The following is an 18,052-nucleotide window of genomic DNA, read 5'->3' as shown; positions in this document are numbered from 1 at the left end:
CGGCAACGGCGGAGCAGATCAATCAGGTGAGAAGAGGGGAAGACCGTGCGCTACATGGTGAAAGTCTTCGTAATGTTGCTCGATTTCGCTACGCTTCCCGAGAAATCCAGAAAGGACTTTCTAGGCAGGATGAACGAATTCCTGATCATGTCGCCCATGCAGAAGCGGCGCGCGATCAGCGAATGGAAGCAGGCAGTCGAGGAACGGGGCGAATCGGGCGAGGGCGTCCACCGACCATAACGACGATCCGGATACCGGCAAGCGGTCGATGTGCGGCAGGCTCGCTGCTGCGCGAGTGACTGCGACGGCACGGGAGCGGGGCGGGGCGACGTGCGATGCGGCGTTCCGATCCGGGAACCCGCTGCATGCGTTGGCGCGTGTCTCGCTCTCATGCGTGGCGCCGGCCCGGTAGGGCATGCCGATCGGCAACGTCCGTAAGCGTTCGGCCGGCGCGGCCATGCCAGGCATGCGGCAGGGCGACGCGACATGCAGTCTGCTTCGGCCTGTCGGCCAATGCTCATGGTCTTGCCCACGTTTTATCTTAAAATCGAGTCGCGCTTGCATTCTCCGATGTGTCGAATGCGACGGGTCGAATCGACGGCCTGTCGGCTGGATGGAACGGAGCCGGAACGGTTGCCCGAATCCTGCGGCTGTCGGTGGATGCGCGATCAAAAGCCTCGGGGAGAAATGGGACGATGGATGAATTCTTTGTGCGTGTGATGGTGGCCGATGACCACCCGTCATCCGCGATCGGGATGTCGCAGGCGCTCGCCGATAGCAGCACGATCCGGTTCGTCGGCGCCGTGTCCAATTCGACCGATCTCGTGGCAGCGCTCGACGAGAAACCGAGCGACGTGCTGGTGGTCGACTACGTGATGCCCGGCGGCAAGTTCGGCGACGGGCTCGTGCTGCTGTCGTTCCTGCAGCGCCGCTATCCGGCGCTGAAGCTCGTGACGATCACGATGATCGATAATCCCAGTGTGCTGCATGCGATCCGCAAGCAGGGCGTCGGCTGCATCCTGAGCAAGTCGGATGCGATCTCGCATCTCGTCGGCGCGGTGCACGCGGCGTACGTCGGCGCCAACTACCTGTCGCCGCATATCAAGCAACTGCTGGAGTCCGCGGGCACATCCGATTCGGCTCGTCCGCTGACGACGCGCGAGATCGAGGTGGTGCGGCTGTTCGGCGCAGGCTACACGGTCGGCGAGATTGCCGCCCAACTTCACCGCAGCAAGCAGACGATCAGCTCGCAGAAGACGAGCGCAATGAAGAAGCTCGGCATCGTGCGCGATGCCGATCTGATCCGATATGCGAGCGACGGCAACCTGGTCGACGCTTCGGCGCCCGACGCGCCGGCCGCTGGCGAATAGCCGGCGCGCTGAACGGGGGCGCGCCGAATGTATCGAAAAGTGCCGCGCGCGGCGGCGGGCGATCCGGCCCGGCAGTCTGCCGGATGCGCACGTCCGGCGCGTGATTGCCGCGTTCGCCGCCACCGATAATGGATCCATGCCCGCAAAACTGAAACGACTCGCGTCGCACGCGGCCAGGCCCGTGACCGGCCACAAGGCGTTCGATCCGTACCGGGTCCGGCGTCAGCAGGCGCTTTTGCTGTACGGCGGCGGCACGGCGGTCACGCTGTTCATGCTTGTCTGCACAGCGCTCGTCCTGTGGCTCGACGTGCAGGACTACTACTCGCGAGCGCGTTCGACGTTTCTGCAGCGCGAAGCCGTGTTTTACGCGACACAGCAGAGTGCGGACCGGATGCTGTTGAACCTCGGGAACCGGGTGGAACAGGCCTGGAATCGGGACTTGCGACCGTCGCCGGAAGCGATGCGGGCATTATCGGCGCAGCAGGGCCGGCTGCCCCTGCGGACCGAGGGCGGCGGAGAGCCGATCCTTTTGGTGGCCGGGATCGGGGTGGGCCATCCCGCCGAATCGTATGCACGGTATCTCGGGACCGCGCTCGGGCTAATCGGCTCGAATGCGCGATATCGGCCAAAGCCGGTCGATGCCGAGCCCTTCGGTGGCTATCTGATCGGGCTCGACGCCCCGTTCTTCGCAGTGCAGGGCGGAGGGCTCGTCGCGCGTGCACGTGCGCTTCCGCCCGATATCGACGTGAAGGCGCTGATCGCCGCGCTGATGCCCACCGGTGCGGCGAAGCAGAAGCCCGACATGGAGGACGCCACGTTCATGCTCGATCGCCGCTTCGATCCGATCGTCGGGCGTACGCTCGTGCGGTTCGCCCGGCGGCTGGACGACTCGGCCGGGCGGCCGTTCGGCTGGATCGTGTTCAACGGCACGTTCAACCTCGGCCACGTCATGTCGCCGGACTCGGACGACGAGGATATCGCCGTGGTCGATGCGCGCCGGAATATCGTGTTCGGGAACCTGCGCGATCCGGCGATGATCGGGCATGCGCTGGCCGGCGTTCGCGATCCGTTCGGCGAGCACGTGATCGTGCGCAGGATCGGCACGCGGTTCGTCGTCAGCGACCGCCTGCCCGATTCGAGCCTCGTCATGGTGACGACTTTCTCGTGGCGCAGCGTGGCGAAAGCAATCTGGGTCCGCGCGAGTGTGACACTCGGCATCGCGCTGTTCGGCATTGCGCTGCTCTGGTTCACGATCGTCGTGTTCGATCGTCGCGCGCTGCGCCCGGCAAACCGGCGCGCGATCCGCCTGATCGAAAGCGAGGCATTCAACCGGACGCTGATCCGCAACGCACCGGCCGGGCTGCTGCTGCTGTCGGCGGCCGATGGCGAAACGATGGTGCGCAACGACGCCGCGCTCGCGTACGAAGATGGCGTATCGGGGCTCCCGCTCGGCAAACGTATCTGGCGGGCCTGTCGCGAGCGACAACGGGCCGGCGCGGACGAGCGGCGCTTCGTCATGCAGCAGGAACTGGCGGTCGAGCGCACCGGTCACGACACGACGTATCTCGCGGCGTACATCGTCCGCACCAGGTTCCGCGGCGTCGACGTGCTGCTCTGCACGCTGACCGACGTCACGGCCCGCAAGCTGACCGAGGACAAGCTGCGCGAAGCGCGCGTAGCCGCGGACGACGCCAACAAGGCGAAATCGACGTTCCTCGCGACGATGAGTCACGAGATCCGCACGCCGCTCAATGCGATCGTCGGCAACCTGGAACTGATGGAGCGGGCCGAATTGCCGGCGGTCGAGCGGCACCGCCTGAAGACGATCGTCTCGTCGTCGGATGCGCTGCTGCGCGTGATCAACGACGTGCTCGACCTGTCGAAGGCGGAATCGAACCAGATGGCGCTGGAGCAGATTCCGTTCGACTTGAAGCGCGTGCTGCAGGACGTCGCAGCGATTTTCCGGCCGCTCGCGGAAGCGAAAGGGCTGACGCTCGAGTGCGGTATCGCGGCCGAACTGGCGGATGGCCATATCGGCGACCCGACACGGCTGCGGCAGATCGTGTCGAACCTCGTGGGCAATGCGATCAAGTTCACGGAGCGCGGGGCCATTGCGATCGACGCGCGGCTCGCTCGCGGCGACATCGGCGCCGGCCACGTCGAGATCGCCGTGCGCGATACGGGCGTCGGCATTCCCGAGGAGGCGTTGCCGACGCTGTTCGACGTCTACATGCAGGCCGATGCTTCGATCTATCGCCGTTTCGGCGGCACCGGGCTGGGATTGCCGCTGTGCCGGCGCATTGCGCGGTTGATGAACGGCGAGCTGACGGTCGAGAGCCGGGTAGGCGCGGGGTCGACGTTCGTGGCAACACTGCCGCTACCCGCCGCGCCTGCCGGCTGGCGGGGGGCAGAACCGGAACCGGATGCGGCGCACGCTCCGAACGCGCCGCGGCAACACGATGACCTGCCGCCGCTGCGCGTGCTCGTTGCCGAAGATCACCCGGCCAGCCGCGCGCTGCTGCGGGATCAACTCGATGCGCTCGGCCACGACGCGACGATCGTCGAGAACGGTGTCGAAGCGATGCGTGCATACTTCGAGCACCCGTTCGACGTGGTGCTGACCGATCTGAACATGCCGCAGCTCGACGGCTTCGCATTGGCGAATTTCCTGCGCGAGCAGGGCGCGCAAGTACCGGTGATTGCGATGACCGCTCACGCGACCGATGAAGATCGTCGCCGCTGTGCACAGGTGGGGGTGGCGGCGGTCGTGCTCAAGCCGTTGTCGATGGATGTGCTTGACGCGGCATTGCAGCGGCATGGGGGGCAACGGGGCGTGCGGGCGGAGCATGCGCAATCCGCGGCGCGTGAGCGGTCACCGTTCGTGACCGACGAAATTCGCCACGCGTTGCGCGAAGCCACGCTGCGCTCGCTGGGTACGATCGAGGCGGCGCTGTCGAACGGCAACGCGAATGCGCTCGCGATAGAACTGCACTCGGTGCGCGGCGGTTTCGCGCTGGCCGGCGACAGTGTCGCGCGCGACGCGTGTGCACAGATGGAAGCGACCGTGAGTTCGGGCGGCACCGCGGCGTTCGAATTGCACTGGGACGCGTTCCGGGGTGTGATCGACCTTGCGCTGGAGCGGATCGGCCATTGAGGCGGCGCGGAGATGGTCAAGGATCGTCGCGCATCCTGCCGGACTGGGCGTCATGATGTCGGTCGGCGCGCAGATGGAAATGACTGGAAGCAAAATCGGGCAGCGGCGCATTCATTAAAAGAAAGCAAACGCGTCGCGCGGGGATAGGACGCGATCGCCAGGCGCCGCGGCGCATCGCCGGATTCGACCGACAGCGGATGTGCCACGGCGATGGCGCTTCGCCGCCCGCCGTGGCACGACCCGTACGAACAAGTAATTCATTCTGAACGGATCAATACGCCGAGGTTGCTGCCGATCCGTTCACCGCTGCTTCCGCTTGCACGATTGCCCCATAGCGCCCGGTAGTCGACACCGGCGAGCGCTGTAGTTCTGGCGATATTCACTCAAGGACGAATTGCCGAACACGTCGAACGTTCGCGAAATTGCGGTCGTCGATGGCGCTGCCGGTACCCCGCGAATGGTCGATCACACCGTTTTCGATCCCGACGAGCCCGCCGATGCGCGGCGCTTCCGCGATATCCAATGCTTCAAGACAGCAAGCATCGGGCGCTCGATCCACGCATGACAGGCCCAACCGCATGCGCAGACTGCAACCAGCGTCGCGAGCACGGTCGCCGTGCCCAGCCACGTGCCGGCGTCGAGGCGCACCCCGACGATCTTGATCGCGGCACCGATCACATACGGATGCAGCAAATAGATCGAATAGCTCGCATCGCCGAGGCGGGCGAGCGTCGCGTTCCCGATTGACCAGCCCCGCAGGTCGAGCGCGACCACGGCGACGATCAGCACGAAGGCCGGCATACCCCACCAGAAAACACGTTCAAAGCCGGCCGGCGTGCCGGACAAGGTGGCGGCGAGTGGTATCGCCGCGAGCGCCGCTGAGGCCGCCGCGAGCCACGCGAAGCGCGGAATGCGCCCGGCGATGCCGGTTTCCAGCAGACGGCAGGCGAGTACCCCGAGCCCGAACTCGAGCACGAACGGCCGGCCGAGATGGGCGGCGACTTCGCCTGCCGGGCCGCCGGCGGCCACGTACGCGCAGAACAGCGCAAGCGCGACGGCCGCGAACGTCGTTGCATGGCGGGCACGGACGAACCACATCGATCCGGCGATGACGAGGTAGAACAGCATCTCGTATTCGAGCGTCCAGCCGTTGAGGTTCAGCGGCCCCCAATGGCCGTTCTCCTTCACGTACGGCACGAAAAGCAGCGACTTCACGAGATAGCCGAGGCCGGCTGTCGTCGAATTCAGCCATTGGGGCTTCACGGCCGCGATCGCGAACACGCCCAGCGTGGTCAGCCAGTAGAGCGGCACGATCCGGATCAGGCGCTTGCGCAGGAACGCGTGCTCCTCGCGTGGCGCGACGACGGACATGATGAAGCCGCTGATGACGAAGAAGATATCGACGCCGGCCTGCCCGAATGGCAGGACGCCCATGTGATAGCCGACGACGGCGAGCGCCGCGAACGCGCGTGCGCACTGGAGGTTCCGGAAGATGCCGGAATGGATGGGGAAGGTCTGCATGTCGGGTTCAGCGGGTGGTGTCCTCGTGCGCCAGGCGGGCGAGCGTCGGCGCGGCGGGAACGCTTGGTGGCGGTGTGTCATTCGTCGCGGCATCGCGCTTTGGTCCGCGTCGACCGGCACGCGAATCGAATCCGGCGAACTGAAGTGCGCAGAGCAAGGCGACGCTCGACAGATGGCGTGTATAGCTGCCGAGATCGGGTTCGAACAACATCGATACGGCGACGTGACCGATGACGACGCAGGCGAGCAGGTCACGGGCTGGATGCGCGTGATGCCGTGCGCGACGCCACACGGCCGCCAGCGCGATCCACACGAACAACTGCATCGCGCATTCCTTGAGGCCCAAGTCGAACAGCAGCGGCAGATTCAACCGCAGCACCGCATACGCATAGTTTGCGCAAAAGGCGATGAACGAATCGGGAGCGACCGGGTTGTAGAAACTCGTGCGCGCGCCGAACGGCGAGCCGTAGGCGAGATAGTCGGCGGCCATGTCGCGAGGATGCTGGAGCAGGTAGTACACATCCGACGGCAGCAGGAACAGCGTGATCGAGGCCGCGCCGATCAGCAACGTCCTGCCGCGCCATGACACGTGCCGGAACAGGAACGCGGCCAGCGCAATCGCGAGAACCAGCGCGAAGTAGCTGCGCACGACGGCCGCGTAGCCGGCGTAGAGCGCGACGACGGCCGCGAGGGTCCACGCGGTCGATCGACGTCGCGCAGTGCTGGCCAGTACGAGCGCGATCAGGACGACGAGCGTGTCCTTGCTTGCGACGAACAGGTTGAAGAACACGCACGGCGCTAGCAGGACGATGGTCGCGGCCAGCGACCCGAGGCGGCGGCCTTCGCCGACGATCCGCCAGATGAACGCCGTACCGATCGCGGCAACGAACAGCGACGTGCCGGCCGGGCCGAGCAGCGCATAGAATTTCGCGACCGCATCGAACGACGTGCCCTCGTAGGTGCTGCCGCCGCCGATCTGGCTCTGGATCTTCTCCGCGTCACGGAACACGAACTCGGGCAGGAGCGTGCCGGCCTTTGCGTAGACGATCCAGTAGACGAACACGATCATCGCGCCGACGGCGCGCGTCACGCCGCGGCTCAGCGCCGGGCCACCGGCTATCAGGTTACGCAGCATGCAGGGCAGCCTCCCTGCCGGCGGCCGCGCGGGACCGGCCGGTGCGCGCGACGATCAGCGCCAGCGTGGTGACGATGCCGGCGCTGGCCGCCAGATGCGCGATGGCCGCCCCCATCGCGCCAGCGTGGACGATCAGGCTCCACGCAAGCGGCAGGTACGACAGCGCGAGCGCGATCATCGACAGCATCACGGTGCAGCCGGTACGCAGCGCGATCGCGGCCGTCCACAGCACGTCCGCCGCGCCGCGCAGCACGAACGACACGAGCAGGGTCGCGAGCAGCGCGAACTGCCCGGTGGTCGCCGGCTCGTGCGCGAGCGCGAGCAGGTCGCGGTGCAGCGCGAGGATCACGGCCGCCGCGATCGAAGTGACGGCCACGCTGGCCATCGTCGCGCGCATGGCAAGCCGGAAGAATGTGTGCGGCGCGTCGGACAGCACGCGCACGAAGCGCGGGCCGGCCGTCACGACGACGGTCGAGAACGCAAGTGCCTGGATCGCATTGGCGATCGACCACGCGAACACGTACCGGCCGAGCGCATCGGCACCGAGGTGGCCGCCGCCGATGAACCGCTCCGCGTATTGCAACGATGCGAGGACGATGCCTGCCACGTAGAACGGCATCCCGTGCCGCCAGACCGACAGCACGCCGCGCTCGCGCACGGCTGGTGCGCGAGTAGCCTGCGGGTTGTCGCGCACCCGGCGCGCAGCCGCGCCGATACGCCACCACGAAAGCGCGACGACGCACGCATTGGCCGCGAACCACAGCGCGAACACCGATTCGATCGAATGCAGGGCGCCAGCGAGCAACCCCGCTCCCGCGACGCCGGCCCATGCGCCGGTGCGGACAAACAAGAGCAGCGAGCCGGCGCGAGGGCGATTCAGCGAGAACAGCCAGCCGTTCGCCTCGAACGCCGCATGCTCGGACAGCGCGACGAGCAGCACGCACCACGCGAGCCGCGTCGACAGGCCGAAGCGGGCGAGCAGGGCTGCATCGCCGTTGGCGGTCGCAATGGCGAGCGTCGCGACGAGCAGCAGGTAGAGCCCGCCATACACGATGCAGAGGGTGCGCATTGCGCCGAACGCGGACAGCGGATGGGGCTCGCTGAGCCGCCGGTTGAGTTCGGGACTGAAGCCGAGGCCGAGCAGTTTCGATGCGATCACGGCGGCGGCGACCGCGAGCCCGTACGCGGCGACCGCGTCGAAGCCGAGCGTGCGCGCGACGATGATCGCGAGCGCGAATTTCAGGCCGAGCGCCAGGCCGCGCAGGAGCAGGCGCGTCAGCATGGTACGGCCTCGTCGGCTTCGGCTTTCGTTTCGATGTCGAGGTCGGCACGATGGGCCGCGCGCAGCGCGTCGATCACGCGCGCGCGTGCGGCGCGGATGCTCGCAAAACCGCCCTGTGCGGCATTCCAGAACGCCGTAGCCGCGCCGGGTGCGAGGATCGTCCGGCAGACGCGCGCGGGATCGAAGTCCGCGCCGTTGACGACCCAGTCGCCGAGCTTCATGTCTGCATACGCGCCGAATCCCTTGCGTTCGTAACTGACGTGGAACGCGGGTACGCCATGCAGGATCGATTCCAGCGCGCCGTGCAGGCGAACCGATACCGTGACGTCCGGCCGGTCGGTTTCGAGGAGCGTCTTGAGCGGCGTCAGCGGCTCCTGGATGCCGAGGCCGCGGTAGTACGCAGGATCGTCGTTGCCGCGCCCGGTGCTTTGCACGGCAAAGCTGACCCGGCACGTCGCGCGCGCCTGTTCGACCATCCGCGCGATCGACGCGTCGTAGCGCGCGCGTCGCTCCGCGCTCCAGGCCGGCGCGCGGCGCAGCACGAACGCGACATGGCGGGCGGTATCGCTTGTCGGCGCGGCATGCCGAAGGATGGTCTCGCTGCGATGCCCGAAGTCGAGCACGGCGAGATCGGGCGCGCGCCGCGCATTCGGATTCGCGGCGAGGAAGGCGGCGGAGCGGTCGTCGCGCACGAACACCGAATCGAACGCGCCGAGCAGCGACTGCAGGTGCGTGCCGGCGGCGCGCGAGGACAGCACCGGGCCGATGCTTTGCGGCAGATAGACGGCGGGCTTGCCGGAAGCGAGCGCGGCCCGCATTTGCAGCAGGTGGCCGGCTTCGAGCTTGAGCGCTTCGATGGCCGTGCGCGCACGCAGATAGCCGCCGCCCACGCCGACGATCAGGTCGACTTCGTCGAGCAGGCCGCGCAGTGCTTTCAACCTGCCGTTCATTCGAACGGGCAGCGCGGCGGTGGCGGCACCGACCAGCCGGTCCGTGCCGCGCGCCGCGAGCACGGGCGCCGCGCATACGTCGTCGTATGCCGGAAACGAAGCCGGATCGGCCGCGACGATCGACACGCGGACGGCATCGCCGAAGGCCTCGCGGAGCAGGCCGACGGACAGGTCGACCAGCAGGCCGTCACCGGAATTGCGGGCGCTGTACGCGTGCAGCAGCGCGACGTGAGTGGGGGAAATCATGCCGGGCCTCTTTGGGAAAGGGTGTGATAGAGGTCGAGCGTGTGCGCGACCATCGTTTCGGCCGAGAAGTGACCGAAGGCCGCTGCGCAGTTCGTGCGCATCGCGTCGCGTGCGGCCGGATCGTTGGCAAGCGCGACGATCGCGCGGGCGAAGCGTGTCGTGTCATCTTCGTTCGGCACCACGACGCCGATGCCATGCGTGTCGATCAGCTCGGTCGCGCCGGACACCCGCGTGGCGACGATCGGCACGCAGGCGGCCATCGCTTCGAGACACACGTACGGAAAGCCTTCGTAGCGGCTCGGCAACGCGAACAGGTCGAATGCGGAGAAATAGCGGCTCGCGTGGTTTACGCGGCCGGCGACGTGGAGATTCGGCGGAAGATCGTCGGCTTCGTTGCCGGCCGCCGTGATGAAGTCGCCGGAACCGATCGCGACGATCTGCACGGTGCGGCCGCATTGGCGATACACGCCGCGCGCGATCCGCACGAGACGGTCGATGCCCTTCTGATGATCGAAGCGTCCGACGAAGCCGACGACGCGCGCATCACGCGCGATGCCGAGTGCATGTCGTGCCGCCTCGCGCGGCATCAGTGCGGGCGGTCTGACGCCGTTGACGATCGTGTCGACCCGCGCAGCCGGAATGCCGAGCGCTTCGTTCAGGTGTTGCGCTTCGTCGCGCGAGACGGCGACGATCCGGTGCGTGAACAGGCGGCCGAGCAGCCGCTCGATGGTTCCGTAGAAACGGCGCTGGCGGTTGCCCAGCGTCGGGTTCAGCGTATAGACCGCGTGCGGCGTGTACACCTGCCGCCACGGCCCCTGGCACAGGCGCGCGATCGCGCCGGCTTTCGAGCTGTGGCTGTGCACGATGTCGGGACGGATGCGCTGCAGGCGGCGATAGACGTGGGCGACCGCGAGCGCGTCGCGCCAGCCGATCGCGCGCTGCATCGGCACCGTATGCACGCTTGCGCAGCGTGACAGCACGCGCGCATCGAGGATCGTTGCGTCGAAACGCGGGCCGTGCGGCACGATCAGGTGCAGTTCGATGCCGCCGGTGGCACTCAATCCGTCGATCAGGTCGGCGAGATGGACGGCCACGCCGCCGCCCGCGGCTTCGACGACGAGCGCGATCCGCAGGCGCGCCGCGCGGGCCGGGGCTTGCCGGGAGCACGATTCGATCGTGGCGGAAGCGCCCGCCGGCGCGGCATCGCGTATCGCGACGCGTTCGAGGTGACGGGTATCGCTCATCGCGGCTCTCCCCGGCGGCGGGACACGAGCGCGCGCAGCGTACGGCCGATCGACGATGCCAGGCCGTGACGCGGCGGCGCGTAACGGTACTGCGTATAGCGATAGGCGCCGTAGCGCGAGCCGTACCGGCCGACGTGCGGATCGACGCCGTTGAGCAGCACGCCGCTCGCGGCGACACCGTTGTGCGCGAGGCGCCGCATGGCTTCGTCCAGCTCGGCGACGCGTGTCGAGGCGGCGCGCGCCGTGAGCAGCACGGTGCCGGCATGGCGGCCGAGCGTGACCGCATCGGTCACCGCGAGAATCGGCGCTGCATCGATCACGACGACGTCGTAGCGGGCCGACAGCACGTCGAGCAGCGCGGCAACGCATTCGTCGGCAAGCAGCTCGGACGGATACGCGGGCACCGCGCCGGTCGCGATGAAATCGAGGCGTGGCACCACGTCGCGGCAGGTCACGTCGGCCGGCGCGGCGGTGCCCGACAGCAGCTCGGCGAAACCTTGCTCGCGCGGGACACCGAGCGATTCGTGCAGATGCCCCTTGCGCAGGTCGCCGTCGACGAGCAGCACGCGCTCGCCGTTGGCCGCGAGCAGCGCCGCGAAATTCGCCGCGACGAACGACTTGCCCGCGCCCGGCGCGGGGCCGGTCAGCAGCAGCACGTTGTTGCGCGCGCCCTGCATCGCGAAGCGCAGCGCCGTGCGCAGGCTCCGCAGGCTTTCCACGGCCGGATCGTGCGGGTGCCGCGCGCTCAGCAGGTTCGGCCCCGGTGCGTGCTGCGCGATGCGGCGCGCCATCTGCCGCTGCGCCACCGAGTCGGGAATCGTCGCGTAGACGTCGATGTCGAGATGCCGCTCGATCTCGTCCGCGTGGCGGACGCCGCCGAACAGGAAGTCGCGCGCAAAGGCGAGCGCGATGCCGAACGCGAGCCCGATCAACGCGGCCGCCGCGATTACCACGGGCCGCTTCGGGCGCACGGGATCCTCGGGCACGATCGCCGTATCGACGAGCCGCACGCTGCCGGTCTTGCCGGCCTTGACCAGTTCGAGCTGCTGCGTGTTCGCGAGCAGCGCCGTATAGAGATCGGTGTCGACCTTCACGTCGAGCATCAGCCGAACGGCGTTCTGCTGCAGGTCGGGCAGCCGCCGCACCTGACGCTCGAAGCCGCTTTGTTCGCGGCCGAGCGTGGCGATCTGCGCGTCGAGCGCGACCATGTCGGGGTGGCCCGGCGCGAAGCGCGCGGCCATCTCGTCACGCTTTTGCTGCAGTTCGAGGCGGCGCGTGGTCGCGTCGGCCGTCTGCTGCAGGATCAGCTTCGCTTCCTCGGTCAGGTCGATCGTGCCGTTCGCGTTGCGCATGTCGGTGTAGCGCTGCTCGGCGTCCTGCAACTGGCGCTTGAGCACCGGCAGCTGCGCGTTGAGAAACGCGAGCGATTGCGCCGCGTCGGCGGACTTGCGCTCGATGTGCTGGCGCACGTAGTGGTCCGCGACTGCCTGCAACTGCGCCTGGATTCGTTGCGGGTCGGGGCCGCGCAGCGTCGCGACGATCACGCCCGACTGCTTGATCTTTTCCTGGACGTCGAGGCCGTGCCGCAGCGCGTCGATCGTCTCGGCGCGCGATTCGCGCACGAGCGTGAAGCGGGTGGCAGGATTCGCGTCGATGCGCGCGACGTCGAGCGCGATCGGGCCGCTCGCGGTCGGGAAGGTTTCCAGGCGCCCGATGCGGCCGGTGACGGCCGACGGCAGTACGGGCCCGGTCAGCCGGTAGCGCTGGCCGTCGAGCCGCGTCAGTTCGAAGCGCTCGCCTTCGAGCGGCCTGGGCACGTCGAAGCGCGCGATTCCGATCGCTTCCTCGCTCCATGCATAACCGCCGAAACCGAGGAGGCCGGGGTGCGCGAGACCGGTGTTGAAGCGCGACACGAAATCGCCGACCAGCGGAAAACGCTTCGGCTGCGCGACGATGTAGCTGCGCAGCTCGTCGACGGCACGCGTGACGACGAGCCGCGACGCGAGAATCTGCGCTTCGGCCGATGCGCTCGACTTGATGTCGAACAGCGACGACACATCGCCGAGCATGCTGTTCGCGGCGGATGGGGCGCCGCTGTCCTCGACCTGGAGCAGGATGTCGGCCTGGTATTGCGGTGGGGCGAGAAATGCGTACAGCGTGCCGGCGCCGACGCAGGCGGCGGCTGCCAGTGCGATCAGCCAGCGTTGGGACACGAGCACGTCGACGACGCCGGCTAGGTCGAGCTCGGCGCCGCGATCGTGCGATCGTTCGCGGGAAACGGGAGAGGTCATCGATTCGGTCCGGAAAGCGGGGGGGAGGGGGCGGCGGGCGGCGCGATGCGCGTGCACCACGCGTCGACGCCGCGCTCGATGAGCCGCAGGCTGTGTTCGAACGACGCGCGCGGGCCGAGATACGGGTCGGGTACGTCGAAGCCATGACCGGCGCCGCCGAGGCGGAACACGCGGCCGCACAGGAATGGGTGGCGGCGCTCGAGCCAGCGCTTCTGCTCGAGGTCCATCGTCAGGATCAGGTCGGCGCGCGTGACGTGCCGTGACGACACCTGGCGTGCGCGGTGCGTGGCGAGGTCGAGGCCGCGCTCGTGCATCAGGCAGATGGCATGCGGGTCGGCCGGCTGGCCGTCGAGCGCGCCGATGCCGGCCGACTGCACGTCGACGCCTGGCAAGCGCGCGGCGAGCAGCGCCTGCGCCATCGGGCTGCGGCAGACGTTGCCGACGCACACGACTAGCAGCGTGGCGACGGTGCTCATTTGACGGCGAGCGCCGCGGTGGCGCTGGTGTTGACGCCGGGCAGCAGCAGGCTCAGCACGCGGCTGAAGCGCACCAGGCCGTTGCCGTCGACATAGACGATGTCCTTCGGCTGCAGCGCGAACTCGTTGGCGAGCACCATCGACACGGGCGAGCGCGCGTCGAGGTGGAACACCTGCGGATCGCCCGTCTGCGAGCCGCGGATCACGAACATCTGCGCGGCGTCGGCGGTATTCGCGTTCACGCTGCCCGCCTGCGACAGCGCGTCGGACAGCGTCAGCCGGCCGTCGCGCAGCGGCACAGCGAGCGACGGCTTGCTCACCTCGCCCATCACGTACACGCCGTAGTCGCTGCGCGCCGGCACGTGCAGCAGGTCGCCGGCGGCCAGCACGACGTCGGCCGGATTGCGGCCGTCGCGCAGCATGCGCGTCAGGTCGAGCGGATAGGACACGCCGTCGCGCACGAGCGTCATGCGGCTCTGGTCGGCGGCCGTGGCGAGCCCGCCCGCGCGGCCGAGCGCTTCGTAGAGCGTCATCGGCACGTCGTTGACGGGCTGCGCGCCCGGCGTGCGGACTTCGCCGTCGATATAGACTTGCTGCGAGCGGAACGACGCGACACGCAGCGTCACTTGCGGATTGCGATAGACGCGCGACAGCGCGGCGGCGATGCGCGCCTGCGCTGCGTCGGCCGTGAGACCGGCGACCGGCACGCTGCCGGCAAACGGGAACGCCACGTTGCCGTGCGGATCGACGACGAAGCCCGCGACCGGATCGGCCGTGCGTGGCGCGTTCTGCTGCGCGGGGCCTTGCGCGGCAGCGAGTTCGGGGTGATCCCAGACGGTGATCTGCAGCACGTCGCCGGGGCCGAGGCGGTAAGCGCCCGGTGCGGCCGCCAGCCGGTCGGATGGCAGGTTTTGCTGCTGCGCGGCCTGTGCGTCGAGCTGGCGAATCAGGCCGGCGTCGATCGTCGTGATCCGGAACGGCAGGGCACTCCCGCCGGCGTTCGCGTGCCCGGCAGGCTGGCCGTCGGTGGCGGTGGCGGGCGGTGGGTTCATCTGCATGCCGGGCGCGAATGCACAGGCCGACAGCGCGACGCTGACCGTTGCGGCCAGCAGCGTGCGCATGCGGCAGGGGCGTGCGGATCCGGCCCGCTCGATCATGACGGAAGTCATCAGTCATCCTTATCGTGATGCGGCGGCGCGCGATGGCGGTGCCGCGTGCGTATCAGTACGCGTTGCGGTGGGACCAGCCGCGCAGGGCGGTGGCCAGGACGATGCGCATGTCGAGGGCGAACGACCAGTTGCGCAGGTAGTGGAGATCGGCTTCGACGCGGCGCTGCATTTTTTCGACGCGATCGGTCTCGCCGCGCAGGCCGTTGATCTGCGCCCATCCGGTGATGCCGGGCTTGACGCGGTAGCGGTGGATATAGCCGTCGACGATCTTCCGGTAGAGGTCGTCGTGTTCGAGCGCGTGCGGGCGCGGGCCGACGACCGACATCTCGCCGCGCAGCACGTTGAGGAACTGCGGCAGCTCGTCGAGGCTCGTGCGGCGCAGGAACGCGCCGACCCGCGTGATGCGCGGATCGTCGCGCGTCGCCTGGTGCACTTCGTTGCCCGCGTCGTGCAGCCGCATCGTGCGGAACTTGAAGATCGTGAACGCCTGTCCGTCCGCGCCCTTGCGCTGCTGGCGGAACAGCACGGGGCCGCGAGACGACAGCCGCACGGCCGCCGCGATCGCGAGCAGCAGCGGCGCCATCCCGACGAGGACGGCGGCCGCGAACACGCGATCGAAGATCGCCTTGTGCAGCAGCGCGCGCGACGACAACGGCGACGCGACCAGGTTGATCGCGGGTGCGCCGACGAGGTCGATCATTTCGCCGTCGAACATCGCGAGCTTGCTGACGTCCGGCATGAAGCGGATGTTGACGAGATCGTCGCGGAACGCATCGAGCACGGCCATCACGATGCGCGCCTCGCCGATCGGCAGCGCGAGCCAGACTTCGGGAATCGCGTGTGTGCGGACATGCCGTGCGAACGTATCGAGCTCGCAGAAGCGCGGCATGCCGTCGGGGCTCGTCGGGTTGGCGCTGGCGATATCGAACATCGCTGCCGCGCGGAATCCGGCCGACGGCACACTGGCGATGCGGTCGAGGACGGCGTCGCGATGGGCGCCGGTGCCGACGATCGCGACGAGGCGATCGCTTTCCTGCGGGCGGCCGATCCGTTCGAGTGTCGTGCCGGCGATGAGGCGCGATGCGACGAGGGCGATGCCGCTCGTCGCGGTCCAGAGCAGGTACCAGGGCAACGGAATGGCAAGGGTCGGCGCGAGCGCCAGCATCACGATCGCTGCGCCAGCCTGCGCGATCAGCCAGGCAAACGCGGTAAGCAACGTCATGTGGTGCTTGGGGGTACGCGTCGGCGCCGTGTAGAGGCGGAATGCCGGAAACAGCACCAGCGCGAACGTTGCCGCGCAGGCGACGGCGGCTAGTTCGGAGGACCGGTCGCTGTCCGAGCCCGGCAACACCAGCGCGGCGGCCAGCGCGCCGAACGAGATCAGTGCGACGTCAGCAATGCGCGCGATCAGGCCGCCTGCGGCACGCGCTGCATGCGCGTGCCGTGGTTCGAATGAAATATCCATATACCCTTCTGCTGCCGTTCTGATTGAAAGGGACGTCCGTCGTCCCGATTGCGACGCGAAACCGCACGCTCGGCCGGAGCAGAGCGTGGCCGCCGTTTCCACTGCATGGGAAATGCCATCGGGGAAGGAGACGCTGCCTGGGGTGCCGGTCGACCTGATGAGCTGAAACGGTGCGTTCCGTGCCTCGTGCCATGAAGGGCGAATGCTTGCGAAACGTTGCGGCCGACTCGACGGGGTTAATTTTCAGGAAGCAGGGGCCTGATTTAAATAGAACGCCTACTAAATGCCGTGGAAATGGATTAGTACGTGTACGAATCAGTCGGATTCGCGTCCGAGTGACAGATTGACTGAGTCGGACTTGTCTTTAGAAGGACGCGCAATGTCGGATCGTCGAGGCGAACGATTCGCCACAAGCGGAGCGTGGCGCGCGAGGAAGGGGGGGATGGCAGCCGAAGAAATGGCGTGCGGGACGGAGGGCGCGTAGAGGGTGCAGCAACGACGACGATCCGGGCGATCGTCGTGATCAACGCGCCGGCACGCGATCCATGGCGTGCCGGCGTTTCATCTCGAATTGTTCAGCCGTTCCGGAAAATCTCGCTATACGCGCTCAACGCCGGCACGCCGCCGAGATGCGCATACAGCACTTTCGACCCCGGTTCGAATTCGCCAAGCCGGACCTTGTCGATCATCCCGTGCATCGATTTCCCTTCGTACACCGGATCCGTCAGCATGCCTTCGAGCCGTGCGCACAGGCGAATCGCTTCGAGTGTGCCGTCGTTCGGCAACCCGTATTCGGGGCCGGCGTAGCGCGTGTCGAGCACCACGTCCGCCGCGGTGATCGGCCGGCCGAGATCCACGAGTTCGGCGGTGTGCCGCGCGATGCGCGTGATCTGCTCGTGCGTGCGTTCGGGCGTTGCCGACGCGTCGATCCCGATCACGCGGTCGGCGCGCCCGTCGGCCGCGAAGCCGACGACCATCCCCGCCTGCGTGCTGCCCGTGACCGAGCACACGACGATGTAGTCGAACTTGAAGCCGAGTTGTGCCTCCTGCGCACGCACTTCTTCCGCGAAACCGACGAAGCCGAGCCCGCCGAGCGGATGCTCGGAACAGCCGGCCGGAATCGGGTAGGGCTTGCCGCCCGCTTGCCGCACGCTCTCCATCGCTTCTTCCCAGCTGCGGCGAATACCGATGTCGAAGCCGTCGGACACGAGCCGCACGTCCGCGCCCATCATGCGCGACAGCTGGATGTTGCCGACCCGGTCGTACACCGGATCTTCGTAGTTGACCCAGTGCTCCTGCACGAGCACGCATTTCATCCCGAGGTGCGCGGCGACGGCCGCGACCTGGCGCGTCTGGTTCGACTGCACGCCGCCGATCGACACGAGCGTATCCGCGCCCTGCTCGAGCGCATCGGGGACGAGGTATTCGAGCTTGCGCGTCTTGTTGCCGCCGAACGCGAGGCCGCTGTTGCAGTCCTCGCGCTTCGCGTACAGCTCGACCTTGCCGCCGAGGTGCTCGCTCAGGCGCTTGAGCGGCTGGATCGGCGTCGGGCCGAACGTGAGCGGATAACGGGGGAAACGTTGCAGGTTCATCGGCGTGCTCCGGAAAGCGGTGGGCGGGAAACGGAATCGTTCGGGCACGGCCGGCAGGCCGTGTTCCGACGAGGAAAATGATAGGGATAAGCGCGAGAAATGAGCTTGCGAAATAAATCGCGGTGGCCTACGTTATCGACGATACGAGAACGCTATA

The 18,052-nt window shown here is 67.9% G+C and carries 13 protein-coding genes; 3 read left to right on the top strand and 10 right to left on the bottom strand.

Features of this window, described 5'->3' with window-relative positions; all coding sequences use genetic code 11:
- Positions 1-45 precede the first annotated feature (45 nt).
- The 3 genes from BCO18175_RS35180 (at position 46) to BCO18175_RS35170 (ending at position 4,524) form a co-directional block, all read left to right on the top strand.
- The gene (locus BCO18175_RS35180) at positions 46-240 is read left to right on the top strand and encodes a hypothetical protein (protein ID WP_174987722.1); all 195 of its coding nucleotides are present in this window, start codon (positions 46-48) and stop codon (positions 238-240) included.
- Between the two features lie 455 nt (positions 241-695).
- A complete protein-coding gene (locus BCO18175_RS35175; RefSeq protein WP_174987719.1) occupies positions 696-1,370 on the top strand; it encodes a response regulator in 675 nt (224 codons plus the stop codon).
- Between the two features lie 136 nt (positions 1,371-1,506).
- Positions 1,507-4,524, top strand: coding sequence for an ATP-binding protein (locus tag BCO18175_RS35170; protein ID WP_174987716.1), 3,018 nt, complete (start codon positions 1,507-1,509; stop codon positions 4,522-4,524).
- Between the two features lie 465 nt (positions 4,525-4,989).
- Here BCO18175_RS35170 and BCO18175_RS35165 read toward each other — a convergent pair whose 3' ends face one another.
- The 10 genes from BCO18175_RS35165 to BCO18175_RS35120 form a co-directional block, all read right to left on the bottom strand.
- Positions 4,990-6,045, bottom strand: a complete 1,056-nt coding sequence (locus BCO18175_RS35165; RefSeq protein WP_174987713.1) for an acyltransferase family protein — start codon at positions 6,043-6,045, stop codon at positions 4,990-4,992.
- A gap of 7 nt (positions 6,046-6,052) precedes the next feature.
- Positions 6,053-7,180: a hypothetical protein gene (locus BCO18175_RS35160; RefSeq protein ID WP_254608222.1), complete on the bottom strand. Its 1,128-nt coding sequence runs from the start codon at positions 7,178-7,180 to the stop codon at positions 6,053-6,055.
- Positions 7,170-8,462 carry a polysaccharide biosynthesis protein gene (locus BCO18175_RS35155; RefSeq protein ID WP_174987710.1) on the bottom strand — a complete coding sequence of 431 codons (1,293 nt, stop codon included), beginning with the start codon at positions 8,460-8,462 and terminating at the stop codon, positions 7,170-7,172. Before BCO18175_RS35155 ends, BCO18175_RS35160 begins: the two co-directional genes overlap by 11 nt.
- The gene (locus BCO18175_RS35150; protein ID WP_174987708.1) at positions 8,456-9,658 is read right to left on the bottom strand and encodes a polysaccharide pyruvyl transferase family protein; all 1,203 of its coding nucleotides are present in this window, start codon (positions 9,656-9,658) and stop codon (positions 8,456-8,458) included. Before BCO18175_RS35150 ends, BCO18175_RS35155 begins: the two co-directional genes overlap by 7 nt.
- Entirely contained in the window at positions 9,655-10,902 is a 1,248-nt protein-coding gene (locus BCO18175_RS35145; RefSeq protein WP_174987705.1) for a glycosyltransferase family 4 protein, read from the bottom strand. Before BCO18175_RS35145 ends, BCO18175_RS35150 begins: the two co-directional genes overlap by 4 nt.
- Positions 10,899-13,193: a polysaccharide biosynthesis tyrosine autokinase gene (locus tag BCO18175_RS35140; protein ID WP_174987702.1), complete on the bottom strand. Its 2,295-nt coding sequence runs from the start codon at positions 13,191-13,193 to the stop codon at positions 10,899-10,901. The genes BCO18175_RS35145 and BCO18175_RS35140 overlap by 4 nt, the downstream gene beginning before the upstream one ends.
- Positions 13,190-13,669: a low molecular weight protein-tyrosine-phosphatase gene (locus BCO18175_RS35135; RefSeq protein WP_174987700.1), complete on the bottom strand. Its 480-nt coding sequence runs from the start codon at positions 13,667-13,669 to the stop codon at positions 13,190-13,192. The genes BCO18175_RS35140 and BCO18175_RS35135 overlap by 4 nt, the downstream gene beginning before the upstream one ends.
- Positions 13,666-14,838: a polysaccharide biosynthesis/export family protein gene (locus BCO18175_RS35130; protein WP_174987697.1), complete on the bottom strand. Its 1,173-nt coding sequence runs from the start codon at positions 14,836-14,838 to the stop codon at positions 13,666-13,668. Before BCO18175_RS35130 ends, BCO18175_RS35135 begins: the two co-directional genes overlap by 4 nt.
- Before the next feature lie 52 nt (positions 14,839-14,890).
- Positions 14,891-16,303, bottom strand: coding sequence for an undecaprenyl-phosphate glucose phosphotransferase (locus BCO18175_RS35125; RefSeq protein WP_254608221.1), 1,413 nt, complete (start codon positions 16,301-16,303; stop codon positions 14,891-14,893).
- A gap of 575 nt (positions 16,304-16,878) precedes the next feature.
- Positions 16,879-17,895 carry a 1-aminocyclopropane-1-carboxylate deaminase gene (locus BCO18175_RS35120; protein WP_174968022.1) on the bottom strand — a complete coding sequence of 339 codons (1,017 nt, stop codon included), beginning with the start codon at positions 17,893-17,895 and terminating at the stop codon, positions 16,879-16,881.
- Positions 17,896-18,052 lie beyond the last annotated feature (157 nt).

It is taken from the genome of Burkholderia lata (assembly GCF_902499335.1).
GTDB classification, from domain to species: Bacteria; Pseudomonadota; Gammaproteobacteria; order Burkholderiales; family Burkholderiaceae; genus Burkholderia; species Burkholderia lata_B.
Note: the sequence above shows the minus strand (reverse complement) of the source record. Positions and strands in the feature narration are given on the sequence as shown.